26 protein-coding genes are annotated in these 25,740 nt (G+C 68.9%); 12 read left to right on the top strand and 14 right to left on the bottom strand.

What is annotated here, in order from left to right:
• Positions 1-41 precede the first annotated feature (41 nt).
• From FHU35_RS23380 to FHU35_RS23365, 4 genes are all read left to right on the top strand, one after another.
• On the top strand, positions 42-947 hold the full coding sequence (locus FHU35_RS23380; protein WP_145743335.1) for an ABC transporter ATP-binding protein: 906 nt from the start codon (positions 42-44) through the stop codon (positions 945-947).
• A complete protein-coding gene (locus FHU35_RS23375) occupies positions 944-1,687 on the top strand; it encodes an ABC transporter permease (RefSeq protein ID WP_145743333.1) in 744 nt (247 codons plus the stop codon). Before FHU35_RS23380 ends, FHU35_RS23375 begins: the two co-directional genes overlap by 4 nt.
• 14 nt (positions 1,688-1,701) lie before the next feature.
• Positions 1,702-2,859, top strand: a complete 1,158-nt coding sequence (locus FHU35_RS23370; RefSeq protein WP_145743331.1) for a sensor histidine kinase — start codon at positions 1,702-1,704, stop codon at positions 2,857-2,859.
• Positions 2,860-2,929: 70 nt separating this feature from the next.
• Positions 2,930-3,526 (top strand): dihydrofolate reductase family protein, encoded by a 597-nt coding sequence (locus FHU35_RS23365; RefSeq protein ID WP_145743329.1) that lies wholly within the window; start codon positions 2,930-2,932, stop codon positions 3,524-3,526.
• Here the strand turns inward: FHU35_RS23365 and FHU35_RS23360 are convergent.
• The gene (locus FHU35_RS23360) at positions 3,513-4,172 is read right to left on the bottom strand and encodes a poly-gamma-glutamate hydrolase family protein (RefSeq protein WP_145743327.1); all 660 of its coding nucleotides are present in this window, start codon (positions 4,170-4,172) and stop codon (positions 3,513-3,515) included. The two genes, FHU35_RS23365 and FHU35_RS23360, sit on opposite strands and share 14 nt — an antisense overlap.
• Positions 4,173-4,260: 88 nt before the next feature.
• Positions 4,261-4,596, bottom strand: a complete 336-nt coding sequence (locus FHU35_RS23355) for a hypothetical protein (protein ID WP_145743325.1) — start codon at positions 4,594-4,596, stop codon at positions 4,261-4,263.
• A 215-nt stretch (positions 4,597-4,811) separates the two neighbouring features.
• Here FHU35_RS23355 and FHU35_RS23350 point away from each other — a divergent pair, with 215 nt between their 5' ends.
• Complete coding sequence (locus tag FHU35_RS23350) at positions 4,812-6,032, top strand: IS30 family transposase (protein ID WP_186459227.1); 1,221 nt, start codon at positions 4,812-4,814, stop codon at positions 6,030-6,032.
• Between the two features lie 50 nt (positions 6,033-6,082).
• Here the strand turns inward: FHU35_RS23350 and FHU35_RS23345 are convergent, their stop codons facing one another.
• Positions 6,083-7,708 carry an alpha-amylase family glycosyl hydrolase gene (locus FHU35_RS23345; protein WP_145743323.1) on the bottom strand — a complete coding sequence of 542 codons (1,626 nt, stop codon included), beginning with the start codon at positions 7,706-7,708 and terminating at the stop codon, positions 6,083-6,085.
• A gap of 100 nt (positions 7,709-7,808) precedes the next feature.
• A complete protein-coding gene (locus tag FHU35_RS23340) occupies positions 7,809-9,446 on the bottom strand; it encodes an alpha-amylase family glycosyl hydrolase (protein ID WP_246110523.1) in 1,638 nt (545 codons plus the stop codon).
• Between the two features lie 152 nt (positions 9,447-9,598).
• Here FHU35_RS23340 and FHU35_RS23335 point away from each other — a divergent pair, with 152 nt between their 5' ends.
• Entirely contained in the window at positions 9,599-10,081 is a 483-nt protein-coding gene (locus tag FHU35_RS23335) for an RrF2 family transcriptional regulator (RefSeq protein WP_145743321.1), read from the top strand.
• Positions 10,082-10,158: 77 nt separating this feature from the next.
• Positions 10,159-10,617, top strand: a complete 459-nt coding sequence (locus tag FHU35_RS23330; protein WP_145743319.1) for a carboxymuconolactone decarboxylase family protein — start codon at positions 10,159-10,161, stop codon at positions 10,615-10,617.
• 124 nt (positions 10,618-10,741) lie between these two features.
• Here FHU35_RS23330 and FHU35_RS23325 read toward each other — a convergent pair whose 3' ends face one another.
• Genes FHU35_RS23325 through FHU35_RS23315 form a run of 3 tightly spaced genes read right to left on the bottom strand, consistent with a single transcriptional unit; the run spans position 10,742 to position 14,306 of the window.
• Positions 10,742-12,904: a xanthine dehydrogenase family protein molybdopterin-binding subunit gene (locus tag FHU35_RS23325; RefSeq protein ID WP_145743317.1), complete on the bottom strand. Its 2,163-nt coding sequence runs from the start codon at positions 12,902-12,904 to the stop codon at positions 10,742-10,744.
• Positions 12,901-13,863, bottom strand: coding sequence for an FAD binding domain-containing protein (locus FHU35_RS23320; RefSeq protein WP_145743315.1), 963 nt, complete (start codon positions 13,861-13,863; stop codon positions 12,901-12,903). Before FHU35_RS23320 ends, FHU35_RS23325 begins: the two co-directional genes overlap by 4 nt.
• Positions 13,863-14,306: a (2Fe-2S)-binding protein gene (locus FHU35_RS23315; RefSeq protein ID WP_145743313.1), complete on the bottom strand. Its 444-nt coding sequence runs from the start codon at positions 14,304-14,306 to the stop codon at positions 13,863-13,865. Before FHU35_RS23315 ends, FHU35_RS23320 begins: the two co-directional genes overlap by 1 nt.
• Positions 14,307-14,537: 231 nt before the next feature.
• Here FHU35_RS23315 and FHU35_RS23310 point away from each other — a divergent pair, with 231 nt between their 5' ends.
• Positions 14,538-15,104 (top strand): TetR/AcrR family transcriptional regulator, encoded by a 567-nt coding sequence (locus tag FHU35_RS23310; protein ID WP_145743311.1) that lies wholly within the window; start codon positions 14,538-14,540, stop codon positions 15,102-15,104.
• Positions 15,105-15,132: 28 nt separating this feature from the next.
• Here FHU35_RS23310 and FHU35_RS23305 read toward each other — a convergent pair whose 3' ends face one another.
• Positions 15,133-16,542, bottom strand: coding sequence for an amidase (locus FHU35_RS23305; protein ID WP_145743309.1), 1,410 nt, complete (start codon positions 16,540-16,542; stop codon positions 15,133-15,135).
• 13 nt (positions 16,543-16,555) lie between these two features.
• Positions 16,556-17,485: an aldo/keto reductase gene (locus tag FHU35_RS23300; RefSeq protein ID WP_145743307.1), complete on the bottom strand. Its 930-nt coding sequence runs from the start codon at positions 17,483-17,485 to the stop codon at positions 16,556-16,558.
• 91 nt (positions 17,486-17,576) lie between these two features.
• Here FHU35_RS23300 and FHU35_RS23295 point away from each other — a divergent pair, with 91 nt between their 5' ends.
• Positions 17,577-18,110: a TetR/AcrR family transcriptional regulator gene (locus tag FHU35_RS23295; RefSeq protein ID WP_145743305.1), complete on the top strand. Its 534-nt coding sequence runs from the start codon at positions 17,577-17,579 to the stop codon at positions 18,108-18,110.
• Here FHU35_RS23295 and FHU35_RS23290 read toward each other — a convergent pair whose 3' ends face one another.
• Entirely contained in the window at positions 18,111-18,521 is a 411-nt protein-coding gene (locus tag FHU35_RS23290) for a DUF6010 family protein (protein ID WP_246110522.1), read from the bottom strand.
• Positions 18,522-18,602: 81 nt separating this feature from the next.
• Here FHU35_RS23290 and FHU35_RS23285 point away from each other — a divergent pair, with 81 nt between their 5' ends.
• Both FHU35_RS23285 and FHU35_RS23280 read left to right on the top strand, forming a co-directional pair.
• Positions 18,603-19,043 carry a MarR family winged helix-turn-helix transcriptional regulator gene (locus tag FHU35_RS23285; RefSeq protein WP_246110521.1) on the top strand — a complete coding sequence of 147 codons (441 nt, stop codon included), beginning with the start codon at positions 18,603-18,605 and terminating at the stop codon, positions 19,041-19,043.
• A 56-nt stretch (positions 19,044-19,099) separates the two neighbouring features.
• Positions 19,100-19,969, top strand: coding sequence for a Vgb family protein (locus FHU35_RS23280; RefSeq protein WP_145743303.1), 870 nt, complete (start codon positions 19,100-19,102; stop codon positions 19,967-19,969).
• Between the two features lie 104 nt (positions 19,970-20,073).
• Here the strand turns inward: FHU35_RS23280 and FHU35_RS23275 are convergent, their stop codons facing one another.
• From FHU35_RS23275 to FHU35_RS23260, 4 genes are all read right to left on the bottom strand, one after another.
• Positions 20,074-20,706, bottom strand: coding sequence for an NAD(P)-dependent oxidoreductase (locus tag FHU35_RS23275; RefSeq protein ID WP_145743301.1), 633 nt, complete (start codon positions 20,704-20,706; stop codon positions 20,074-20,076).
• Between the two features lie 68 nt (positions 20,707-20,774).
• Positions 20,775-22,019 carry an amidohydrolase gene (locus tag FHU35_RS23270; protein ID WP_246110520.1) on the bottom strand — a complete coding sequence of 415 codons (1,245 nt, stop codon included), beginning with the start codon at positions 22,017-22,019 and terminating at the stop codon, positions 20,775-20,777.
• A gap of 22 nt (positions 22,020-22,041) precedes the next feature.
• Positions 22,042-23,442, bottom strand: coding sequence for an ABC transporter substrate-binding protein (locus FHU35_RS23265; protein WP_145743297.1), 1,401 nt, complete (start codon positions 23,440-23,442; stop codon positions 22,042-22,044).
• A gap of 206 nt (positions 23,443-23,648) precedes the next feature.
• Positions 23,649-25,415: a hypothetical protein gene (locus FHU35_RS23260; RefSeq protein ID WP_145743295.1), complete on the bottom strand. Its 1,767-nt coding sequence runs from the start codon at positions 25,413-25,415 to the stop codon at positions 23,649-23,651.
• Between FHU35_RS23260 and FHU35_RS23255 the strand changes: the two genes are divergently transcribed.
• The gene (locus tag FHU35_RS23255; RefSeq protein ID WP_145743293.1) at positions 25,405-25,689 is read left to right on the top strand and encodes a hypothetical protein; all 285 of its coding nucleotides are present in this window, start codon (positions 25,405-25,407) and stop codon (positions 25,687-25,689) included. The genes FHU35_RS23260 and FHU35_RS23255 overlap by 11 nt on opposite strands.
• Positions 25,690-25,740 lie beyond the last annotated feature (51 nt).

Here is a 25,740-nt window from a genome sequence, read left to right as displayed (position 1 = left end):
GTTGTCATGCGGGAAATCCGATCCGACATCGAGGAGCAGGGTTGATCACCATCCGGGAACTGTCCAAGCGCTACGGCGACAAGCTCGCCGTGCACGACCTCACCTGCACCGTCCGGCCGGGCGTGGTGACCGGCTTCCTCGGCCCGAACGGGGCGGGCAAGTCGACCACGATGCGGCTCATGCTCGGTCTCGACCGGGGTGAGGGCGAAGTCCTGTTCAACGGCCGCAGCTACCAGGACCTGCCGAACCCGGTGCGCACCGTGGGCGCGCTGCTCGACGCCGGGGCCGTGCACCCGGGGCGGTCGGCGCACCAGCACCTGCGGATGATCGCCGCCGGGGCCGGGATCTCCGAGCAGCGGGTCCGCGAGGTGCTGGCCGCGGTCGGGCTCGACGAGGTCCGCTCCCGGCGCATCGGGGGCTTCAGCCTCGGGATGCGGCAGCGCCTCGGGATCGCCGCGGCCCTGCTGGGCGACCCCGAGTACGTGATCCTCGACGAACCCACCAACGGGCTCGATCCCGAAGGCGTGCGCTGGATCCGCTCGCTGCTGCGCAACCTCGCCGACGAGGGCAGGACCGTGTTCGTGTCCTCGCACCTGCTGTCCGAGATCGCGCAGCTCGCGGACGATCTCGTCGTCATCGGCGAGGGCGAGCTCATCGCCGCCCAGCCCGTGCGCGATTTCATCGCCGCGCACACCCGCACCCACGTCGTCGTGCGGACGGTGGAAGCCGGGCGGTTCGGGCAGTGGCTGCACCAGGCGGGGTTCCAGGTGCAGCAGGAAGAAGCCGACGCGCTGGTCATCCACAACGCCGAGGTCGACGCGGTCAGCGCAGCCGCGCGGCAGGCCGGCATCCCGATCCGCGAGCTGCACACCCGCCGCAGCAGCCTCGAAGACGCCTTCTTCAACGCCACCTCCACCGCCACGACCTACCGAGGAGCAGCAGCATGACCACGCTCGCAGCCAGGCCGCAGACCGACAGCACGTCCGCGGGCCTGCGCGCCGTCCAGTACGAGTGGGCCGCCTTCCGGACCGTGCGGTCCAACTGGGTCCTGATGGGGGCCGCGCTCCTCATCCAGCTCCTGCTCACGGTCTTCGCGCACGACTCGCGCGACCACGGTGACGTCACCTTCGACAAGGTGATCTCGGTGGCGTGGATCTTCGGCGCGCTGGTGGGCGCGCTGGGCGTCAACGCCTTCGGCAACGAGTACCGGTACCGCACGATCACCACGACCGTGCTCACCGCGCGATCGCGGCTGCGGGTGCTGGGGGCCAAGGCGGCCGTGGTCGCCGTCGCGGCCATAGCCACCGAAACCGTCGTCCTCTCGGCGTCCTGGCTGGTGCTCGCGGTGTTCATGGGGGCGGCGCCGACCGCGTCCGTCTCGCTGATGATGGGCACCGGGGCCGTCATCTACACGACGTTGATGACCTTGGTCGGGCTCGCGCTCGCCGTTCTGCTGCACGGTTCGGTCGTGCCGATCGCGTTCCTCGTGGTGTGGCCCGAGGTCGAGATGCTGCTGATCAACCGGCTGGACCTGCCCGAGTGGCTGCTCGTGGTGCTGCAGCCGTTCTACTCGGCTCGTCAGTTGATCAGCGAAACCCCGGAGTGGCCGCACGCCCTGCCGATGCTGGGGCTCGCGGCGATTCTGCTCGGAGCCGCGGGCGTCGTCCTGACCCGTCGCGACGTGTGAGTACCGTGACGGACGTGTCGAGGTTGCAGCAGCGCTCGTGGTTGTCCTGGTGGGACGGTTCTCCCCGGTCGCTGCTGTTCGACCTCGCGGTGGCCGGTGCGCCGATCGCCGGGGAGTTCTACGCCCACGGCGGGCGCCTCACCGACACCTCGCCCCTGACGATCACCGCGATGATCGCGGCGTTCTCCGCCCTCCTGGTGCGGCGGCGGTTCCCCTTCGCGGCAGCGCTGGTGGTGGCCGTGACGTCGCTGAACGTGGAGCGCGTCCTCGGGTTCGTCGAAGTCGCGCTGTACACGGTGGCGAGCAGGCGCGGGCCGCGCCTGCCCACCTGGCTGGCCGCGACCGCGAACGTGCTGGTCCTGCTGCCCGTCGTGCTGGACTGGGGTGACTTCCGGATCGGGCCGACGACGACCATCGTCGTGGGCTCGGTGGTCGTGCCGGTGCTGCTCGGGCTGTGGGTGTTCGGGCGGCGGCGCGTGCTGGCCGACTTCCGGGAGCAGGCCGAGCAGGTCGAGCGGGAGCGGGAGCTGCTCGCCGAGCGCGCCGTGGAGGCGCAGCGGCGCGAGATCGCCAGGGAGATGCACGACGTCGTCGCGCACCGCATCGGCGTCGTCTCCCGGCACGCGGACATCCTGGCCGCCAACGCTTCCGATCAGCGCAGCGCCGAGCTGGCCGAGATCATCCGCTCGACCAGCGCCACCGCCATGAGCGAGCTGCACGACATGTTGCGCGCGTTGCGCGACGATGCCGAACCCGAGCCCGCGTCGGCGAGCACGACCGGCATCGCCGAGCTCGTCGACGGAGCCGTGCGCTCGGGATCGAACGTGCAGCTCCACATGGCCGAGCCGGCGCCGGAGGTCCCGCCCGAGGTGGGGCGCGCCGCGTACCGCGTCGTGCAGGAAGCGCTCACCAACGCCGCCAAGCATTCCCCGCACGCGGCCGTCCTGGTCGCGGTGAGCTCGGACGACGACGAGCTCTCGTTGACGGTGACCAACCGCCACAGCCCGCGCGGGCACGCCGTGGCACTGCCCAGCTCGGGTTTCGGCCTGGTCGGCATGCGCGAGCGGGTCGCCCTCACCGGCGGCAGGCTCAACACCGGCCGGACGGAGGACGGCGGCTACCGGGTCCACGCCACGCTCCCCCTGCGCCCGGAGGACGCCGCCTCCGAGTGAGGCGCCGACGATGAGTTCGGCCGCCTTCGCGGGTCTACACGTCGAGACCTGCGGAGAGAGGACGGACGTGATGCCGGATCTGATGGTGGACTTCATCATCTCGCTCGACGGCTACGCCGCGGCGGAGGGGTGGCCGGGCCTGTGGGGCATGGGCGGCCCGGAATACCTCGACTGGATCGCCGAGAGCTCCGAGAACGAGCACCTCACGCTCATGGGGGCCACGACCTACCGGTTGATGTCGGGATTCGCCGCCGAAGCGCCCGAGGAGCCCGCGTTCGCCGAGCTGACGGCCCTGCCCAAGGTCGTCTTCTCCTCGACGCTGCGGACTCCGCTGTCCTGGGCCAACACCGAACTCGTCACCGGGGACGCGGTCGCGGCCGTGCAGGAGATGAAGCAGCGCGAGCCCCGGGCGCTGCGCACCCTCGGCAGCCTCACGCTCGCCCGCTCACTGCTGCGAGCCGGGGTGGTGGACCGCTTCCGCGTGGTCGTCTTCCCCGTCATCACCGGCGCGACGGGTCAGCAGCGCATCTTCGACGGGTACCCGGACATCAAGCTCGACCTGATCAGCACCCGGACCTTCGACGGCCGGCTCCAGCTGCTGGAGTACGCCCCGACGATCCTCGACGGCCCGCCCGGCGTCTCGGCCCCCATGGTCATCGACGGCTGACGGCCCTCTCGACGGCGGCGACGTAGTCGTCGAACTCGGCCGTGGGCACGCCGTCCTTCACCAGCGCGTCGCGCTGAGCGCGGGTGAGCTCCAGCTGCACGCCCTTGCCGCGAGTGTTGCGGTTGGCGATGTTGTCCGGGTTCTCGCCGGTCAGGCCGTCGGGGAGCGCATCGGGCGCGTCGAAGCCCTCCTCGCGGAGTTCTTCCCGAACGGCGTCGCGCAGCTCGGTGTCGAGACCACCGACGTAGGTGGCCTCCTCGACGCCCGCGGCTCCGTGCCAGGACACCGTGTAGGCGGAGCCGGCCACGGCATCGCTGATCTGCGGCTCGTCGAAGTTTGTGGACGTGATGTGCAGGACGCTGTTGCCCGAGGACTTGATCCCCTCGAACGTGCCGAAGCCGTGGTCACCGGAGGTGGCCGCGCGATCCGCGAGTTCGGTGGTGGGACGTTCGATGCCGCCGCCGTGGATGGCGACGTGGACGACGTCGGTGCTCCCGTCGCGCACGGCTCGCCGGTAGTCGACGCCTTCGGTCTCGTGAGCGGCCAGTTCGGCGTAGTTGGCGTAGGTGTCCTCGGCCTCGGCCGCGGGGGCGACTGCGAGGGTGAAGAGCGCCGCTGTGGCGACGGTGGCGGTCCTGCTGATCATCTGGAGTCCCTCCGCGCGAGTGGTCGACCGCGGAGGATGCTATTCGGTGAACGGGAATTCGTCGGCCACAACGGGTGAACTCCCGCGATCAGTTGGCCAGCGCTTCGATCCGGTGCTGCTCGACGAGCTCCTCGTAGTCCGAGGGGTCGGCGTCGAGCAGTTGTGCCGGACGGCCCGTGACCTCGCCGATCGGGTGCAGCAGATCGAGCGCCTTGGAGCGGGTGGTGAGCACGGCGACCACGAGCACTCCGCGTCCGGGAGCATCCGGGTCGTCCACGGCGCACAGGCTCCACGGGACCTCGCACGGGCCTCGGTGGAACTCGTCCGGGCACAGCAGGCGCGCGATCGGGTCTTGCGCCGCGACCGCCTCGGCATCGCTGGCGAATCCGGCGACCCGGATCTCGTACACGCGGCTGAGGTCCATCCGTTCCTCCCAGGTGGTGTGGCGACGTCCACCAGCCTCGCGCGCACCCGGCACCACCGGCGTCCGGAACCACCCCGAACCCATCCCTGACCCACCCCGGAGAACCCTCTCGACCCCACCGGTGATCGCGTGATCGAGTCCTCACCACTTCCCAGTTTTAGTCCTAACTGAGCGGACATTTCGGGCATCGAAGGCCCCGCGGGTTCAAGCGGTCGTTGCAACTCCTGTTGTGTTGTAGGGAGTGTGCGCTGGTGGGTCGTCCGGTGGAGCCGCGTGAGGTGCGGGTGGTGTTTTGGGCTGGGGTGCGTGGTGGGTTGTCGTTGGGGGCGGCCAGTGCTGTGGCGGGTGTGTCGTTGACGTCGGGTAAGCGGTGGTTCACCCAGGCTGGCGGGGTGGTGGGTAATGGTGTGGGTGAGTGTTCGGGTCGGTTTTTGTCGTGTGCCGAGCGGGAGGAGATTGCCGTCCTGCGTGCGCAGGGGCATAGCCGGGCCGAGATCGCTCGCCGGTTGGGGCGGCATCGGTCCACGATCGGTCGTGAGCTGGACCGCAACACCACTGGTGAGCGTGGGTATCGGGCCAGTACCGCCCAGAGCGCGAGTCAGCGGCGTGCGCGGCGTCCGAAGACCGCGAAACTGGCTGCCGACACCGAGTTACGCGACCACGTTCAGCAGCGGCTGCGGCAGTGTTGGTCTCCGGAACAGATCAGTGCCAGGCTCGCCGAGGAGTTTCCCGACCGACCGGAGAAGCGGGTGTCGCACGAGTCGATCTATCAGTCTCTGTATGTGCAGGGCAGGGGCGCATTGCGCCGGGAGTTGGCCACGTGTCTGCGGACCGGCCGGGCGTTGCGCCGGCCACGGCGGATGCCCGATGCCCGGCGGGAACGCGTCGGCCGCATCCCCGACATGATCAGTATTTCCGAGCGGCCCGCGGAGGCCACCGACCGCGCGGTGCCCGGACATTGGGAAGGCGACCTGATCGCCGGTCAGGACAACGGCTCGGTGATCGGCACCCTGGTTGAGCGCTCCACCCGGTTCTGCATGCTGCTACACCTGCCCGAAGGCAAGGACGCTGAGCACGTCAAAAACCAGATGATCACCGCCATCCACACCCTGCCCACCCACTTGCGCAGGTCTCTGACCTGGGACCAGGGCAGCGAAATGGCCAGGCACACCGACATCACCCTGGCCACAGACCTCGATATCTACTTCTGCGACCCCCACAGCCCCTGGCAACGCGGCACCAACGAAAACACCAACGGCCTGCTCCGCCAGTACTTCCCCAAAGGCACCGACCTCTCCCGGCACAGCCCCGAACACCTCGCCGACGTCGCCACCGAACTCAACGGCCGCCCCCGCAAAACACTCGCCTGGCGCACCCCCGCCGAAGCACTCCACCAACTACTGTCCACACCAAACCAAGTTGCAACCACCGGTTGAAACCGCCCCCTCGGTTTGGACTAAAACTGGGAAATGCCGAGGTGAGGCGCTCAGCCGAGGTCGAGGATGGCGTAGCCGAAGGCCGGGACTTCGAGGGTCCGGCCGCTGATGCGGACGCCGCTGTCCTCCACCGGGCGGGCGCGGGAGAGGCGATCGTCGGGGACCTCGACGGTGACCAGCTCGCGACTCGGGTTGATCGTCACCAGGAACCGGTCACCCCGCAGGTAGGTCAGCGGGTAGCCGTCGTGGAACACCTCGACCCCGCCACCGCTGCCGAGCTCGGGGTGACGCTTGCGCAGCGAGATGACCCGTTGCACGAAGTTCAGCAGCGAGCCCGGATCGGCCATCTGCCCCGCGACGGTCGGCCGGTTCGGGTCCGGGTCCTGCGGGATGTAGAGCTTGTCGGCGGGCGCGGTGGAGAACCCCGCGTTCGGGCCGTCGTTCCACTGCATCGGGGTCCGGTTGTTCTGCCTGCCCGCGCTGCCCTCGACGTCGGGCAAGCCCTCGACCAGCCGCATGCCGATCTCCTCGCCGTAGTACAGCGTCGGCACCGTCGGCCAGGTCAGCCAGAACGCGAACGCCGCCGGGATCTCCTCCGGAGTCCGCACCCCGTTGTTCAGGCGCAACGCGCCGTCGTGATTGGCCGAGGGCAGCAGGATGTGTCCCGGCTTGCCGATGGTCTGCTCCGTCTGCTCCCAGGCGTCGACGAACACCTTCGCCGTGCCGGTTCCATCGGCGCCGAAGTAGGGGTTGTCCTGCCACAACGTCTTCCACGGCGCACCATCACCGGGACCGTTGACGGGCAGGAAGAAGTCACCGTCGAAGCCCGCGGGCACGGAGGTCGCCGGGTCGCCCCACTCGGCGATCATCACGGCGTCCGGGTGGTTCTCGCCGAGCCACGCGCGCATCTCGCCCCACAGCTTGCCCGTCTCGACCCAGCCCGGGTCGTCCTTGACCAGCGTGGCGGCCAGGTCGCAGCGGAATCCCGAAACACCCAGCTTCAGCCAGTGATCCATCACCTCGCGCATCGCTTCCCGGTTGCGCGTGGGGCCTTCGGCGTCGACGGGCTGGCGCCACGGCTCGTCCGGGTTCATCCGCGCGTAGCCGTAGTTGATGGCCGGCTGGGTGTCGTAGTAGTTCTTCAGGAACGCGCCCTCGCGCGGCCCGGGCGAGGCCACGAAGTCCTCCGGCAGACTGCCGTCCGGGGGCAGCTGGTCCGGGGTCGCCCACACGTAGCGGCTGTCGGCGTTGTCCTGCAAGGAGTTCAGGAACCACGGGTGCTGGTCGGAGGTGTGCCCCGCGACGAGGTCGAACAGCACCCGGATGCCGCGCGCCCGGGCCGCCTCGACCAGCGCCCCGACGTCCTCCTGCGATCCGTAGCGCGGGTGCACGCCCACGTAGTCGGTGATGTCGTAACCGGCGTCGGTGAACGGCGACGGGAACACCGGGTTCACCCAGATCGCCGTGACTCCCAGCCACGCCAGGTGGTCGAGGTGCTCGGTAATGCCCCGCAGGTCGCCGATCCCGTCACCGTCGGTGTCGGCGAAGCTCTGCGGGTACACCTGGTAGAGCACGGCGTCGGCCAGCCACGAGGGCTGACCGGACGCCGCTGCGGGACTCACCCGCGCGATCGGCACCACCGCAGCTCCGGCGAGCACCGCACCCGTACCGATCATGAACGAACGCCTCGACACCACTGCACCCAGCTCCTCGCCTGAATACGTATTCACACAGCGGCGCCGAATCTACGTCATCCGAGTGAACGAGGAAAGGTGCTCATGGCCGAAGATCCAGCACGGCGTAGCCGAATCCCGGCACGGTGATCTCGTGACCGCTGATCGTGACTCCGGAGTCCTCGACCGGACGCGCACCCGCTAGCCGATCGTCGGGCACCGACACCACCACCGACTCCCGGCTGGGGTTGACCGCCACCAGGAACCGATCACCCCGCAGGTAGGTCAGCGGGTAGCCGTCGTGGAACACCTCGACCTCGGCAGCGATCCCGAGCTCCTGGTGGTTCGCGCGCAGCGCGATGAGTCGTTGCACCAGGTTCAGCAGCGAGCCCGGATCACCGCGCTGCTCCTCGACGTTCGGCCGGTCCTCCTCGGGGTCGATGGGCAGGTAGAGCTCGTCGGCCGGGGCGGTGGAGAAACCGGCGTTGGGGCCGTCGTTCCACTGCATCGGGGTCCGGTTGTTCTGCCTGCCGTCGCTGCCCTCGACGTCGGGCAGGCCCTCGACCAGCCGCATCCCGATCTCCTCGCCGTAGTAGAGCAGCGGGACGATCGGCCAGGTCAGCCAGAACGCGAAGGCCGCCGGAATCTCCTCCGGAGTCCGCACGCCGTTGTTCAGCCGCAACGCGGTGTCGTGATTGGCCGAGGGCAGCAGCACTCCCCCCGGCCTGCCGATCGCGGCTTCGGCGTCCTTCCAGGCGTCGATGAAGGTCTTGGCCGTGCCGGTTCCGTCAGCGCCGAAGTAGGGGTTGTCCTGCCACAACGACTTCCACGCCTCGCCCGTCTGGAAGAAGAAGTCGCCGTCGAACCCGGCGGGCACCGCGACCGCCGGGTCTCCCCACTCCGAGATCAGCACCGCGTCCGGGTGGTTCTCGTCGAGCCACGCCGCCATCTCGCCCCAGAGCTTGCCCGTCTCGGCGAGATCCGGGTCGTCCTTGATCAAGCTGGCCGCCATGTCGCAGCGGAAACCCGAAACGCCCAACTTCAGCCAGTGATCCATCACCTCGCGCATCGCTTCCCGGTTGCGCTTCGGACCTTCGGCGTCGACCGGCTGACGCCACGGCTCATCCGAGTTCATCTGGGCGTAGCCGTAGTTGATGGCCGGCTGCGTGTCGTAGAAGTTCTTCAGGAACGCGCCCTCGCGCGGACCCGGCGAGGCCACGAAGCCGTCGGGAAGGCTGCCGTCCGGCGGCAGCTGGTCCGGACTCGCCCAGATGAAGCGGTCGTCCCCGGAGTCCTGCAACGAGTTCTGGAACCACGGGTGCTGGTCGGAGGTGTGGCCTGCGACCAGGTCGAACAGGATGCGGATGCCTCGGCGGCGGGCTTCGTCGGTCAGCCGCGCGACGTCGTCCTGCGTGCCGTAGCGCTCGTGCACGCCCACGTAGTCGGAGACGTCGTAGCCCGCATCGGTCAGCGGCGACGGGAAGATCGGGTTCATCCACACCGCGGTGACGCCGAGCCACTGGAGGTGGTCGAGGTGGTCGATGATGCCCTGCACATCCCCGACCCCGCTGCCGTCGGTGTCCGCGAACGTCTGCGGGTAGATCTGGTAGAGCACCGCGTCGGCCAGCCACGAGCCGTCCGCGCCGGCCATCGGGAGACGCTGCTGGGAGATCGGCAACACGGTCGCGCCCGCGACCAGTGCACCGGTGGAGATCATGAACGATCGCCTGGACATCGGCATGTTCGATTCCCCAATCGGTATTCGCCTGTGAACGACAGCCGAAATTACGCCGCCCCCGCACCCGGCGGAACGCGCAAGATCGCGTTCAGACCCGAGTGGCCCAGACCATTCCCGGTTGCCAGTTCTAATCCTGGACATGTAGTGTCCTGGTTGTGCGGATGAACGAGGGCGTGGAGTGGGCGGTGCACAGCTGCCTCAACCTCGCCTGGCTCGGCGACGAACGAGCGGTCCCGGCCGCGAAGCTCGCCGGGTTCTACGAACTTCCGGCCGCATACCTGAACAAGCAGCTGCAGGCGCTGGCCCGCGCCGGGATTCTCACCTCGACATCGGGACCGCGCGGCGGCTTCCGGCTCGCCCGGCCGCCGGAGAAGATCACGCTGATGGACGTGGTCGCGGCGATCGAAGGCGAGGAGGAGGCGTTCCGCTGCACCGAGATCCGCCATCGAGGCGGCTCGGACAGCGGCGTTCGCAGCAAGACGCCGTGCGAGATTCACACTTCCATGCGCAAGGCCGAGCTCGCGTGGCGCCGGGAACTGGCCTCGCAGACCATCGCCGACATCGCGTCCTCGGTGGAGGGTCACTCCTCGGCCGCACCCGAGCGGGTCCGTCGCTGGTTCGACGACACCCGCACCTGAGCGAAAACCCCGCCCCGGCGGAGGGTTCGCTCATCCGCAGATTCTGGACAACAGATATCCACAACAAGGAGTGAACGATGCAGGGACGGATCGACGACCTGCCGGCCAAGGCGGGCAACGGGTACAAGGCGATGGCGTCGCTGGAGGCCTACCTCGCAGGCAGCGGCATTCCCAAGAACCTGCAACACCTGGTCAAGCTGCGGGTCAGCCAGATCAACGGCTGCGCCTTCTGCGTCGACATGCACAGCAAGCACGCCAAGCAGGGAGGCGAGACCGACGAGCGGCTGTTCCAGGTCGCGGCCTGGCGCGAGTCGCCGCACTTCAGCGATGCCGAGCGCGCGGCCCTGGACCTGGCCGAATCGGGCACCCGCCTCGCCGACAACCCGCACGGCGTGCCCGACGAGGTCTACGAGAACGCGCGCGAGCAGTTCGACGAGGAGACGCTGACCGCGCTGCTGATGCTCATCGCGACCATCAACGCCTGGAACCGCATCAGCGTCATCAACAGGACCATCCCCGGCTCCTACACCCCCTGAGAACGGACGCGAGCGGAACGTGGCGTTCGCGATGGGTGGGTCCCAGTTTTAGTCCTAACTGAGCCGACATTTCGGACATGATCATGGCTCGGTTTGGACTAAAACTGGGACCGGCTGCGCGTCGTCAGTCCACCAGGAGGTTCTCGATGGTGATCGGGATGTGGCGGACCCGGACGCCGGTGGCGTTGCAGACGGCGTTGGCGACCGCGGCGGCCACGCCGACCGTGCCGATCTCGCCGAGCCCCTTGGCACCCACCGAGTTGTGCAGCGTGTCCGGGTACTTCACGAACTCCACGCCCACCTCGCCGATGTCGGCGTTGACCGGCAGCAGGTAGCTCGCGAAATCACCGTTGGCCACTCGCCCGCTGCCCTCGACCTCCATGGCCTCGTGCAGCGCCGCCGACAGGCCCCAGATCATGCCGCCCTGCAGCTGGCTGGTCGCCAGCTTGTCGTTGATGATCCGGCCGCAGTCGAACACGCCGAGCATCCGGGACACCCTGATCTCGCGCGTCCACCTGTGCACCTTGACCTCGACGAACTGCGCGCCGAACGAGCTGAAGGAGTGCTTGGTCAGCTCCTCGCCGGGAGCCGAGGACCCGCTCACCGACACGGACTCGCGCCCCAGCCTGCGCAGCAGGTCGCCGAAGGCGATCGTCTCGCCGTCGGCGAAGAGCTCGCCGTGAGCGTAGGTGACGTCCTTGCCCTCGAAGGGCGCGCCCGGCCCGGAAGCCAGCGCCGTCAGCTCGTCGACCGCCGCGACCCCCGCAAGCTGGATCGCGGTGCCGACGCTGGCGGTCGCGGTCGAACCACCCGACAGACCGCCTGGCGGCAGCGCCGAATCACCCAGCTGCGGCGTGATCCGCTCCTCGGGCAGGTCCAGCGCCTCCGCGCCGATCGTCGACATCACCGTGAGCAGGCCGGTTCCCGGGTCCGCACCGCTGGTGGAGACCACGGCGGTCCCGTCCGCCCTGAGCTCGATGCCGACCGTCGCCGGGGACCGCAGCGCGGGGAACATCGCCACGGCGACGCCCATGCCGACCTGCCAGTCGCCCTCGGTGCGGCCCTGCGGGCTGCGGTTCGCCCAGCCGAAGCGCTGCGAACCGACCGTGAAGCACTCGTCGAGGTGCTTGCTGGACCACTGGAGGTCCTTGCCGGGCGGGGCCGTCGAGTTGTTGCGCTTGCGCAGTTCGATCGGGTCCATCTCCAGCTCGATCGCGAGCTCGTCGATGGCGCTCTCCAGCGCGAACGACCCCGGCGCCTCACCGGGAGCGCGCATGAACGTCGTCGGTGGGACGTTCAGCGGCACGATCCGCTGCGACACCGCGAGGTTCGGCGTCGCGTACCACTCCAGCGACGTGCCGTGCGAGGTCGGCTCGACGAACGAACGGGCGGCATCGGTGCTGCACCACGAGTCGTGCCGGACCGCGATCAGCCGGCCTTCGCGGTCGGCGCCCAGGGCCACCCGCTGCCGCGTGGACGCGCGTCCGGCGGTCGCGGTGAACACCTGCTCGCGGGTCAGCACCACCTTGACCGGACGACCCAGCGCGCGACTCACCGCCGAGGCCAGGAAGGCGGGCGTGGAGGTCTTGCCCTTGCCGCCGAAAGCGCCGCCGACGTACGGGTTCACCACGCGCACCTGCGAGGCGTCGACGCCCAGCGCGGTCGCCACGTCCGCGGCGACCATGTGCGAACCCTGGTTCGGGGTGTGCAGCGTGAGCTCGTCGCCCTCCCACGCCGCCACCGCCGAGTGCGGTTCCATCGCGGCGTGGTTCTGGGTCGCGGTCGCGTAGGTCTGGTCGACGACCACCGGGCTGGCCTCGAAGGCGTCCGCGATGGACTCCAGGCCCGCGTCGGGGTCGAGGATCTCCAGGTCCTCGCGATCCGGCGCGACCTCGGCCTCGGCGATCCCGTCCTCGAACGAGGTCTTGGCGGGTGCCTCCTGGTAACCGGTCTCCACGAGCGCTGCGGCGTCACGCGCCCGCTCGAAGGAGTCCGCCACGACCAGACCGATCGGCTGCCCGTAGTAGGAGACCTCGCGGTTCTGCAGCGGAACCCAGGTCTCGCCGAGCATCGAGCTCGGCGTCGTCAGGTCCACCTTGTCGAACGGCGTGTACACGGCGAGAACGCCGGGCGCGCTCTTGGCCGCGGTGACGTCCATGCTCTCGATCTCACCGCGAGCGGTCGTGCTGAGCACGAGGTAGCCGTAGACCATTCCGGGGAGGTTGTTGTCGGCCCCGTACTTGGCCTGTCCGGTGACTTTCAGCGGACCGTCCAGCCGACTGGTCACAGCTGCATCCCTTCGGTGGTTTCGAGCAGGGCGCGAACGATCGTCCGCTTCAGCAAGGAGGCCTTGAAAGCGTTGCCGGACAGCGGCTTCGCGCCTTCGACAGCGAGAGCGGCGGCGGCTTCGAAGGTCTCCTGGGTGGCGGGCCTGCCGCGCAGCAGGTCCTCGACGACCCCGAGCTTCCACGGCACCGTGGCGACGCCGCCCACCGCGACGCGAGCGTCGGCGATCACGCCGTCGCGGACGTCGAGCGCCACGGCGGCCGAGGTCAGGGCGAACTCGTAGGACTGCCGGTCGCGGACCTTCACGTAGGTGGAGCAGTCGGCCCAGTCGAGATTCGGGACGATGACCTCGCCGATCAGCTCGCCTTCGCGCAGGTCGTGCTCGGCCTCGGGCGTCTGGCCCGGCTGCAGGTAGAAGTCCGCGAGCGTGACGACGCGCTCGCCGGAGGCGCTGACCAGCCGGACCTCGGCGTCGAGCGCGACCAACGCGACCGCCAGGTCGCTGGCGTGGGTGGCCACGCACGAATCGCTGGTGCCGAGGATCGCGTGCATCCGGTTCGCGCCCTCGATCGCCGAGCAACCGCTGCCCGGATCGCGCCGGTTGCAGGGCATCTCGACGTCGCGGAAGTAGCCGCACCGCGTGCGCTGCATCAGGTTCCCGCCGATGCTGGCCATGTTGCGCAGCTGCTGCGACGCGCTTTGCAGCAGCGCGCGCGAGATCACCGGTGGCACACCGGGGTTCTCGGCCACGTCGCTCATCCGCTCCAGCGCGCCGATGCGCAGCCCGTCGGAGGTGTCGATCCCGCGCAGCGGCAGGCCGTTGATGTTCTGCACCCGCTTCGGGGTGAGCACGTCGAGCTTCATCAGGTCCACGAGCGTGGTGCCACCGGCCAGGAACGTGCCGGTGTCGCCCAACGCCTCGTCGATCGTGCTCGGTGCGGTCAGTTCGAAGGAGCGCATCAGCCCGCCTGCCTCGCCTGTTCCACTGCCGCGACGATGTTCGGGTAGGCCGAGCAGCGGCAGATGTTGCCCGACATGAACTCGCGGACGTCCTCGACGTCCTGCTCGACCGCCGCGACGGCCGACATGACCTGCCCGGACGTGCAGAACCCGCACTGCAGCGCGTCCTGCTCGATGAAGGCCTGCTGCACGGGGTGCAGCGACTCGCCGTCCGCGAGTCCTTCGACCGTGGTCACCGGTTCCTGCACGGTGGCGGCCAGGGTGAGGCAGGACAGGACGGGACGTCCGTCGACGTGAACGGTGCAGGCACCGCACTGCCCCCGGTCGCAGCCCTTCTTCGGGCCGGTGACGCCGAGGTTCTCTCGCAGCGCGTCGAGCAGGGTCACGCCGGGATCGACGCTGAGTTCTTCCGTCCTACCGTTGATTTCCAGGGAGATGTCCACAGAATCTCTTCCCCGCCCTGCCGCCGGAACGCCGGGGCGGAATGCTCGTGGTGGTGGGAGCTAAACTCGAAGGCTGAACCGGATACTCATCCACTTCAGCTGACACCAAGCTACCGGATAATTATCCGGGCATCAACGAGCACGTATGTTCTCGCCCTCAAGAATGCCCAAGCCTCGCCGGCGGTGCACTACATTCCGGGTGAAGACCAGGTATACGAGCGGGGAGGGACGATGACCACGGGCTCGGTGAACCCGCGCCGCGCCGACACCCGGCGCAACCACGAGGCCATCCTCAGCGTCGGCGCCAGGTCGCTCGCCTGCTCGGAACGGGTCTCCTTCAACGACATCGCCAAGCAGGCCGGCGTCGGCGTGGGCACCGTCTACCGGCACTTCCCCACCACTGAGGCGCTGATCATCGCGGTCTACCAGCGCGAGCTCGAACTCCTCGGCGAAGTCGTACCGAAGCTGCTGGCCGCCCACGAGCCCGAACAGGCGTTCCGCACCTGGGTCACCGACCACCTCGCGCACTACATGATGACCAAGCGCGGCCTGGCGAAGGCGCTCGTCGCCGCGACGTCCTCACCCGCCGAGCTCCCGGTCAACGCCCACGAGAAGCTGATCAACGCGCTCAGCCCGCTGCTGCTCGCGAACGCCGAGGCCGGCAACATCCGCCCGGACCTGAACCCGGAAACGGTGCTGCGCGGCCTCAGCGGCCTCTTCTACCTCGACCCCAAGGGAGACTGGCGAGCTGGGACGGCGGAGCTCATCGACCTCATCTGGCGAGGCATGAGCGTCTAGGAACCTGCGCCGCATCCCTCGACGGGCTCTAGCGCGGGTCGATCGGGGTGCTGGACTCGAAGGCGCCCTGGATCACCTCGGCCGCGTCCAAGCAGAGGTCTTCCCGGAACATCTGGCCGATCACCTGCGCACCGCGCGGGAATCCCGATGCGGTTCCGGCGGGCACCGCCACCGCTGGGACGCCGACGAAGCTGCTCGCCGTGCACAGCGCCATCGACCTGCCGTACGCGCGGAACTCCTCCAGGCCGCGCGATTCCTCCTCCGGCTCGAACGACAGCCTGGTGCTGACGGGACCGAGCACCAGCGGGAACTCCTCCATCAGCTCCGCCCACGCCCGCTGGATGCCGAGCCGAACTCCGGTGAGCCCCAAGTACTCCGGCAGTTCGACGGGCGCTCCCTCCTGCATGGACAGTTCCATGTAGCGGGCCGCGTCGGGGCCGACCAGCTCGCGGATCATCGGCCAGCCGGGCGCGAACTCGGTCATGATCATCTTGCCGTAGGTGTCGAGCGCTTCCTGCAGCCTCGGCAGCTCGACCTCCACGACCTCGTAACCGGCGTCGGCGAGGGCGTCGGCCGCGCCGACGAGCCCCTCCCGCACCTCGGGATCGACGCCTCCGCCGGTGGGGTCGACGACGAGGCCGACCTTGATCGGGCGCTCGAGCTCCGGCCCCTCGACGGGGACCGGGACCGCGCGCGGATCGCGTGCGTCGGTGCCCACCAGCGCTCGGTGCGCGAGGCGGAGTTCGGCCACGGTCCGGGCCATCGGCCCGTCGACCGGGATGACCTGCGAGCTCAACGACGGGTCGTCCGGGCCGAAGCGGTGGTCCGACGGGTACCGCCCGGTGCTCGGCTTGAGGCCGCAGACCCCGCTGAACGTGGCGGGATTGCGCAGGGAACCACCGGAGTCGTTGCCCAGCCCGACCGGCGCCATCCCGGTGGCCACGGCGACGGCGTCGCCGCCGCTGGTGCCGCCCGGGGTCTTCGTCCGGTCCCACGGGTTGATCGTGTGCCCGTGGAGCTCGCTGACGGTGTGCATGCCGCGCAGGGTCATCGTGGGCAGGTTGGTGTGCCCGATCGGGATCGCCCCGGCCCGGCGCAGCCTCTCGACCGGCGGCGCGTCCACCGCCCGCACGAACTCGCGGAACCGCGGCAGCCCGTGCGTGGTGGCCCGGCCGGCGACGTCGGTGTTGTCCTTCACCGAGAACGGAACGCCCGCCAGCGCACCGCCCGGCTCGCCCCGCGCGAGCTGAGCGTCCAACTCGGCGGCGTCGGCGGCGGCCGTGTCCGCGAAGACCTCCGTCACCGCGTTGACCTGCGGGTTGACCGCTTCGATCCGTTCGAGATGAGCCTGGACGACCTCGCGCGCGCTGACCTGCTTGCCTCCGACGAGTTCGGCGATCTCAGCCGCGCTGCACGCCCACAGGCGTTCGTCTCCCATGCTCGTCAGGAGATCACAGGCCACCGATCTCGGCACCTGATTTTCCGGACAGCCGGCCCAATTCGGACTGGAGCTCGGGAGTCAGGCACACCCCGCCCGCCGCGATGTTCTCGTCGAGGTGGCCGGGATCAGCGGTTCCCGGGATGAGCAGGGTGTTCTCGTAGTGGGCCAGCTGCCAGGCGAGCCCGACCTGCGCCGGAGTGGCGCCGATCGCGGCGGCGACGTCGATCACGACCGGGTTCTCGGTGACCTTCGACAGCCCCGGGAACGCCGAACCAGCCGGGAAGGCCGAGCCCAGCGGGAAGAACGGGACCCACGGAATCCCGTTCTCGCGGCAGACTTCCAGGACAGGTTCGGCGTGGCGGTCCAGCACGCTGTGGGAGTTCTGGACGCACGCGACGCCGACCGGCAGCGCCTGCTCCAGCTTCTCGGCGGTGACCGCGCTGAGCCCGATGCCACCGATCTTGCCCTCGTCGCGCAGCGCGGAGAGCTCGGCAAGCTGGTCCTCGACGTCGACCAGTTGGTCGCCTTCCGCGACCACGCCGGGCGGAGCGTCGGTTCGGCGCAGGTTGACCACCTCGAGCCGTTCCACGCCGAGCTGGGCAAGGTTCTCCTCGACCCCGGCGCGCAGCTGCTCGGGGCGTTGCGCGAGCGCCAGTCCGGCCTCGGCCTCCGGCGAGTGCGCCGCGCCGACCTTGCTGACAAGGACCAAGTCGTCGGGGTAGGGGTGCAGGGCCTCGCGGATCAGCGCGTTCACCTCACCAGGACCGTAGAAGTGCGCGGTGTCGATGTGGTTGACACCCGACTCGACGGCACGGCGCAGGATCGAGATCGCGGCGTCCCGGTCCCTCCCTCGCAGCTGCATGGCGCCGAACCCGACGCGCGCCACCGGCCGTCCTGCCAGCGGAGCCACGCCGCCGGGGGCCACCTCGGAGATGTTCATGGTGCGCTCCTGCCATAGTGGAGAGCTAGGCGGAGGTTCCTCCGCTTCCATCACGGTAGCAGAAGCGGAGGATCCTCCGATTAGTGACGAGATGCGCGCGGACGCGCGGCGAAACCGGGAGCGCCTGATCACGGCGGCCAGGGAGGCCTACACCTCGGACGCGGCGAAGGTGTCGCTTGATTCGGTCGCGCGCGCCGCGGGCGTCGGCATCGGCACGCTGTACCGGCACTTCCCCACCCGGGACGCGCTCGCCGAAGCCGTGTACCGAAGCGAGTTCGCAGCGCTGCGCGACTGCACCGCCGAACTGCTCGCCGACCAGCCGCCGGACGCCGCGCTGCGCGCCTGGATGAGACGGTTCGCCGACTACATCGCGACCAAGCGTGAGATGGCGGAGGCACTGCGCTCGGTCATGTCGTCGATCTCGCTGTCCGAGAAGCGCGCGGAGCTGGCCGAAGCCGCCCGAACGCTGCTGGAAGCCGGGGCCCAGGACGGGTCTCTGCGCTCCGACGTGCCCGCCGAGGACGTGGTGGCCGGGATCGTCGGGATCTTCCTGGCCTGCGGCCCCGACCAGCCCGAGCAGGCGGATCGGCTGCTCGACCTGATGATGGACGGACTCCGCCGCTGATCACGCCGCCACGCGCTTGGTGGCGAACCAGGTCTGGATCGCCGGGGCGCCGCGGAACATCCACACGGCCAGGACCGGATCGCAGATCGCACACCCGAAGGAGGAGTGCGCGAAGGCCGGGATGATCGGTGCGCCCTTGAGGTGGTGGACGACGTCCCAGGCGGTGTGCAGCAACCAGGCGACGCCGATCCAGCGGTAGTCGGCGAGCCCCTTGAACGCGCAGAACGTGAGCGCGGTCGCGAAGGCCAGTTCCCACGTGCCCATTCCTCCACCGGAGACGTAGACGGCCCCGGCACCGGCGACCATCAGCGCGTTGAGCTTCTGCCGCGTCGGCTCGGGCAGCTGCGAGCACAGCGCGATGTAGACGAGCGCGATGACCACCGGCGAGATCAGGTTCAGTGCGGTTTCCACATGCCCTCCTAGTTTCAGCCTGGCTTAAACTATAAGTTGCAGCCGGACTGCAACTCCAGGCGAGGGTGGGAGGATGACCCGGTGAGCACTCCCGAGGGCGCACCGCCGCCGAGCCCGACGTTCCTGATCATGACCTTGGGCCGGAAGCTGCGCGAACAAGTCGAACGCGATCTCCGCGCCAGCGGGCTGTCGCTGCGGCACCTCTCCGCGCTCGGCCACCTCTCGCGTGAACCCGGGCTCTCCTACAGCGAACTCGCCCGGCGCGCCGGGATCACCGCGCAGAGCATGCAAGCCACCCTCAACCAGCTCAAAACCCTCGGCGCCGTCGAGCGGACCACGGAAGCCGGCCGCGGCCGAACCGCCCGGCTCCAGGTCACCGACCGCGGTGAAGAGCTCCGCACCGCAGCGCAAGCCACCATCACCGCTGCCGACGAGAAGCTCCTCGCGACGATCCCGGAGGAGGATCGCGCACCCCTCACCCGAGCGCTCGTGGCCGCGTTCCGGTCACCGCTCCCGGAGTGACTCGCCACCTGCGGAAATCGGTTGCTGCGGCCGAGTTCGAGGGGGAAGCTGCTCGGATGGAGTTCACCGAGGTGCCGGTTGGCGAATCCGGCTGCGGCCCGTACGGGGTCGCGGCCGGTCCCGATGGCGAGATCTGGTGCACCGAGGTGCACCACGGACGCGTCGGTCGGCTGGATCCCGGCGGGGGCTACCGGGGTTTTCAGGTGGGGCCGGCGGACGCCAAGCCGACGGTGATCATCACCGGTCCCGACGAGGCGATGTGGTTCACCCAGTACCAGGGCAACCGGATCGGGCGCATCGGCCCGGACGGCGCGGTCAGCGGATTCGGCGTGCCGGAGGCCAACCCGTACGGCCTCGCGATCGGACCGGACTCGGCGCTGTGGTTCACCGCGATGAACACCGGCCAGATCGGGAGGATCACCACCGACGGCACGATCACCGCGTTCGATCTCCCCGATCCGGGCGGATTCCCGTCCCTGATCACCGCCGGGCCTGACGGAGCGCTGTGGTTCACGCTCAACCAGGCCAACGCGATCGGGCGGATCACCGTCGAGGGCTCGCTGAACACCTTCCCGCTGCCCACTCCCGGCGCGGCACCGGTGGGGATCGCAGCGGACCGCGATTCCCTCTGGTTCGTCGAGATCGGCGCAGGTCAGGTAGGCCGCATCACCCCAGAGGGTGACATCACCGAGCACCCGCTCCCCGACCGCACCGCCCGACCGCACGCGATCACCGCGGCCCCCGACGGCTGCTGCTACTTCACCGAGTGGGCCACCGGCCGCGTCGGCCGCATCGATCGCGCCGGTGCGATCGACAGCTACGCCCTCCCGAAACCGGGTTCCGAGCCCCACGGAATCACCCTCGCCCTGGACGGAACCCTCTGGACCGCACTGGAATCCGGGTACCTCGCCTGGGCCAAGCCCTGACGCTGCGGAGTCACCCCTAGGAGTTGTCGAGGAAGGCGGCAGAGCCGCCGTTTCAGGTGTGGGACTCAGCCCGCACCGCCACGCAAAACAATCATCAACATCCCCTAATCCGCGACCGTGACTGTCGCGTGAGAACTGTTGGTGTCAGCGAGGTTCTGCAACACGCAGTGGGCCAGATCGGCGCGGGCGAGCGTTCGCCCGCCGGGGAGGCTCACGTTGGTCGCCGTGCGGTAGACGCCCCTGCCGGGCTTGTCGGTGAGCATCGGTGGGCGGATGATCGTCCAGTCGACGTCGGAGGCGCGGAGCAGGTCCTCCATGCGTCCCATGTCGGTCCAGGGATGCTTCAGGAATCGCCACAGCAGCGGTTTCACCACGCGCCGCGTCAGCACGTCGTCGGCGGGATCGCTGATCATCCCGCTGTTGCTGATCACCAGGAACCTGCGGGCGCCGGCCTCGGCCATCGCCTCCAGGATGCTGCGGGTGGTGTCGGTCTGGACGGTCGTCGGCTTCTTTGCGCTGCGGGAACCGATCGCCGAGATGACCGCGTCCTTGCCCTTCAGGTGCGGGGCGATCACCGCGGGATCCATGACGTCGGCCTCCACGGTGGTGAGCCGTGCTCGCGGGTCGAGCGCACTCGCGTCCCGCACCACGGCCGTGACCGCGTGGCCTGCCGCGCACGCCTGCTCGACGAGCTGCGCCCCCGTCCCGCCCGTGGCCCCGAAGATCGCGAGTCGCATGACGCCTCCCCAGTCGTGAGCGGCCGCCTCGGCTTGCTTCCAGCACCCGCTTCACCACCGACCTTGGCTCACCCGCGGGTTCCGAGCCATTCGATCGCGGCGCTGGTCAGGGCCTTCACGCCGGTGGTGAGGGTGGGTTCGACCTCGGGTGCGAAGTGCGGCGAGTGGTTGGCCGGGATCGCGCGAGCGACGTTGTCCGCGGCCACCGCCTCCTGGAAGCGGGCGGAGTCCGTCCCGCCGAAGAACCAGTAGCAGGTGGGCACCCCTGCCGCGGTGCCGAACAGGCCCACGTCCTCGCTGGCCATCGCCGGTGGCAGGTCCACCACGTGGTCCCCGAAGGTGGCGCGCAGGGCGCTGCTGGTGCGGGAGGCCGCCTCCGGGTCGTTGACCAGGAGCGGGAACCGGGTGAGCTGCTCGAACTCGGGTTCCCGTTCGGCGCCCGAGGCCACCGCCTCGGCCCGGACGATGCGGTGGACGGCGGCGAGCACCCGTTCGCGCACGCGTTCGTCGAAGGAACGGATGTTGACCAGGAGCTCCGCCTGGTCGGGGATGATGTTCTCCTTCGTGCCCGCGCGGATCGAGCCGACGGTGAGCACCGCCGTGTCATCACCGGCGACCTCGCGGGACACGACGGTCTGCAACCGCAGGACCGTCGCCGAGGCCATCACCACCGGGTCCACGGTGTTCTGCGGCTGGGAACCGTGCCCGCCGCGCCCGAACATGGTGATCTTCAGCGAGTCGGCGGCCGACATGCTCGGCCCGCTCATCATGCCCACGAACCCGCTCTCGAACGGGAAGACGTGCTGCCCGAGGCAGACGTCCGGCCGCGGGAACCGCTCCAGGAAACCGTCGTCGAGCATCGCCTGAGCTCCGGTCCCGAACTCCTCAGCGGGCTGGAACACCGCCACCACCGTGCCCGACCAGCTCGAACGGGAGTCGCTCAACAGGTCCAGCGCCCCCAGCAGGCAGGTGACGTGCATGTCGTGCCCGCAGGCGTGCATCACCGGCACGTCGGATCCGTCGGACGACGTCGCCCGCTGGGTGCTCGCGTACTCCAGCCCGGTCTGCTCCTGCACCGGCAGCCCGTCGAAGTCCGCGCGCAGCAGCACGGTCGGCCCGGACCCGTTGCGCAGCACCCCGACGACACCGGTCCGGCCGACCCCGCTGGTGACCTCCAGCCCCAGCGCCTCCAACCGCCGCGCGACCTCCGCCGCGGTCCGGTGCTCCTGGAACGACAGCTCCGGATGCGCGTGCAGATCCTTGTACAGCGCAGTCAGGTCGTCCCTGATCTCGTCCAGCCGTCCGAACTCCACCACAACCTCCGAACGATTCAACTCAGCCACACGTTCTCGGATCGAACGCATTCAGAGAAGGCCGGGACAAGGTCTCCTGCACAAGGCGAGTGCCCTTCCCCGCTCCATTCTCACGGTCCTCCCTGCTCAGCCGCATGATTGACATCGTCTTATCGACCGGGTTGCCCTGCTGGGCCGGATCAGCGCTGTATGCGATGGGGCCGGTCGCGCCTAGCTTCGGATCGATGCAGTCGAACTTCTCAATCCAATCCGAGACCTCGCTCAGGTGCATCGACAACATGGGAATCTTCTGAGCGGACTCGATCGCGATGGAAGCGGCGTCGTACGTGGCCATCGCGTAGCCGTCGACGAGGTTCTCGGGTTGGAATCCCCTACCGGCGAAGGCGGATTCGAACAGGGCGTAGGCGTCTCGGTAAGCCTTCAGATCCGGCCCTGCTTTGTCCCACTGTCCACGGGTCGCCACGCTCGTGTAGAAGAGCCGCACATCGAATGCGGGAAACGGCGGCAATTCCTCGTTCACGATGTTGCTGGCATCATCGCTGGTGAGAACGTCCAGCTTGGACATTCCGGGGCACGGATCGTCCTCCGAGAGAGCGTTCAGGAACGTCCGCAGGTCAACTCCACGGCCCGCGAAGTACACGAGGTCCGGAGTGTCGTCGCACACCCGCTTGCGGGCGTCGGCGAGCATCCCCTTCATGTACTCCCCGCGACCGGAGCCGTGGCTCTCGTCGTTCGCCTCGAACCGTTCGATGCCCGCCAGGTCACGTTTGAACTTCTCGTTGTACGCCTCTCGGAACTTGGTGCCGAGCGTGCTGGAGTAGATGTCATCCGGGTTGGTGTCCTGGATCAGCAGCACGTCCGCGTCTGGTCTCTGCGACACGAAGTTCACCGCGGCTTTCGCCGCGTCCGCGTTGGTCGGCGTGATCCGGAAGAACCCCTCGATGCTGCCTCGGCCAGGCGTGAGGTGCTGGTTCATGTTGTCAGCACTGGCCATCGTGCTGATCACCGCGATGCGATCTTGAGAGAGGTCGCTCGCCGCCGACCGAGTGCCGATCAGGCTCTGCCCGAGCCCGACGACCGCGACGACTTGTTCGCGGTCGCGCTCAGCCTTGATCTTCTCCACGGCAACCTTGGAGTCCTCAGCGCCGTTGCCGTAGTTGGCCAGCTGCAGCTTGACCTTTGGCGCGCCGTGATTCGCGATGTAGCGCTCGTTGACCCGCTGCACTGCGGTGAGCGCACCCTCAACACTGTGCTGCACGTTGCCCTTGACGATGTTGCTCGTATGCGGATCCGGCGTCATGTTCTCCAGCAGCACGACGGTCATGAAGTCAGGACCGGTGACCGCCCGGTTGTTCTGAGCAACCTTCTCCTGCAGGTCCTTCACCACGTCGTGATCACCGAACGAGGCGTTCTCCAAGTTCAACCCAACACAGTTGGGCGAGAAGGCCGACTCCTGCATGCCGGAGCCGCACTGTTCCCAAGGTCTCCACACCGCTAACCCCGCCGCTACGAGCACCACGACCACTGCTGCGGTCGTGAACTTGTGCCGATGTCCCCAAGAGCGAGGTTGTAGCGGGCCTGACGAGGTGGAGCGGCGGAACAGAGGCATGACCGGTCCAATCAGGGGAGTTAGAACTGCTGGTCCGCCCGCCGGGCGGCTTCGTAGAGCGCCGCGACGTCGGGGCGGCGCGACAGCGGGGCGAGCTCGTGGAAGCTCTGCTTGACGATTTCCTTGCGCTCCTCGTCCGGCCCGGCCAGCGGGTTGGCGAGCAACCAGTGAGCGGCCACCAGGCGGGCGAGCACGTTGCGGACCCGGCCTCGCTCCGCCGGGCCTTCCGCCACGTCCTGCTCGACGAGCTCGGCGTAGAGCTCGGCGTTGTCGCGGTGCAGCGGTTTGTTGTCGGGAGCGCTGGTCACCAGGGCCAGCAGGTCCACCCACTTCTGGTGCGGGATCTCGTCGAACTTGGTGTGCAAGGTGTCGACGACCTCGCTGAACCTGCCGAGCGCGAGCCGGCAGTACGTGGTGCGGGCGAGGTCACGTCGCGTGTGCGGGTCATCGAGCAGCGCCGTGAACTGGCGCTCGTACGAATCGCCCTCGCCACGCGCGTGCAGTGCGAACAGCAGCGTCCGGGCGATCCACGGGTGCAGCAGGGTGTGGTCCTCGGTGCCACCGTCTCGATCCGGGGCGATCACCCACAACGCGCTGCGAAGTTCGGTGAGGATGCGCCCGGCTTGCGGCAGCGGCACGAGGCTGGTCGATTCCGACGGAACCAACCACGGAGCGGTCGCGAACGGAGCCGCGTGAACGAACTCGGAGAGGTCGACGTCGTGGAGTTGCTCGGAGACGCCGAGCTCGGTCAAGCGCTGCTGCCACGCTTCGGGAGTCGGCTCCTCTGGAGCCAGTGTGTCCCGCCTGCCCTCGTGCAAGTCACCTTCGGGCAGCAGATCGGCGACCGCTTGGACCGCCTTCGGGAGACCGTCGGTGGCGCGCTGCGCGAGCTGCGCCTCGCCGAAGTACTGACTACGGCCGATCAGCCCGGCGGTCTCCTCGATCTCCAACCGTTCCAGCAGGACCGGGTGGAAATGTCCCAGCGGCTTCTCGGCTTCCGGGTCCGTGCGCCAGTAGCCGGCATCCCTGCAACGCGGCACGATCCGCACCTCGTCTGGTTTGCTGGTGATCGACTTCCACGGGGCGTACCAGTGCATCTCCCACTCGTGGTTCCACCGTCCGCTCGTGCCGACCAGCAGCAGCGGGTCGTGCTCGTTGTGCTGCCTGATATGTCGTTCACGCGCGGCGACGATGTCATCGAGGAAGTCGAAACCGCCCTGCTGATCGAGGTTGTCGAGCAGCACGACCCAGTTGTGCACGTGCTTCTTGGCCGTCAAGTTCTCGCACGAGCACGTGCTTCCCGGCTCGGAGCGAGCCATGACCGGGTGACTCTCCCGCACGTCGGCGAGGAACGCGGAGGTCAGCCACGCCGTCAAGGCTTCGGGTTCGGCGCGGGCTCTGCGGCTGAGGTGAACGAGCGCGTCCAGCGCGGAAGCACCTTCGGCCTCCGGGATGTCAGCGTGCCATCGCTTGGCACTACCCAATGATCTACGCCCGATCGTGCGAATCAGCCGAGGAAGGAACAGCTTCGCCGCGGCGATGATCGCCGGGTTGTCCACCAACGGGTCAACGGCGTCCGCAGTCGGTTCGACCTGACCTGCGATGTCGTTGGCGCGCGGGTTCTCAGCGAAGGCGCGCAGCGCCGCGCTCATCTCCGCACGCGCCTTGGCCCTGTCGTGCGGATCCAGCACGGTCTGCGCGGCGACCAGACCGAGCGCGAACCGGGTGAACTTCGCGTTGCGCCTCGTGGGCCAGCGCCGGGAGAGGTCGTCGGCGATGGTCGCCAAGACCTCGACGGTGGTGGCAGGTTGTTGCCGCGCGAAGTCGAACGGCCTGGAATGCACGACTCCGTTCCCGCAATCGGACGAAATCGATTCCAGCGCATGGGTCTTCCCCGACCCATACGGGCCGAGCAGCACCACGACGGGTTGGGCGCTGGAGGGTTCGTCGGACGCCCGGTTCCACAACAATCGCCGGACCAGCCGCGCGCTGTCGGTCAACGGAACGGGCTCGGACATCCGCATCCCCTCGTCCCCGGGCACGCCGGTGCACCCGAATTAGCCGTCCATCTTACGGCAGCGGGAGGAGTCGGGAAGCCGATTCGCCGAAATG

The organism is Saccharopolyspora dendranthemae, assembly GCF_007829955.1.
Lineage (GTDB): Bacteria > Actinomycetota > Actinomycetes > Mycobacteriales > Pseudonocardiaceae > Saccharopolyspora > Saccharopolyspora dendranthemae.
This window is presented reverse-complemented; position numbering and strand designations above follow the sequence as displayed.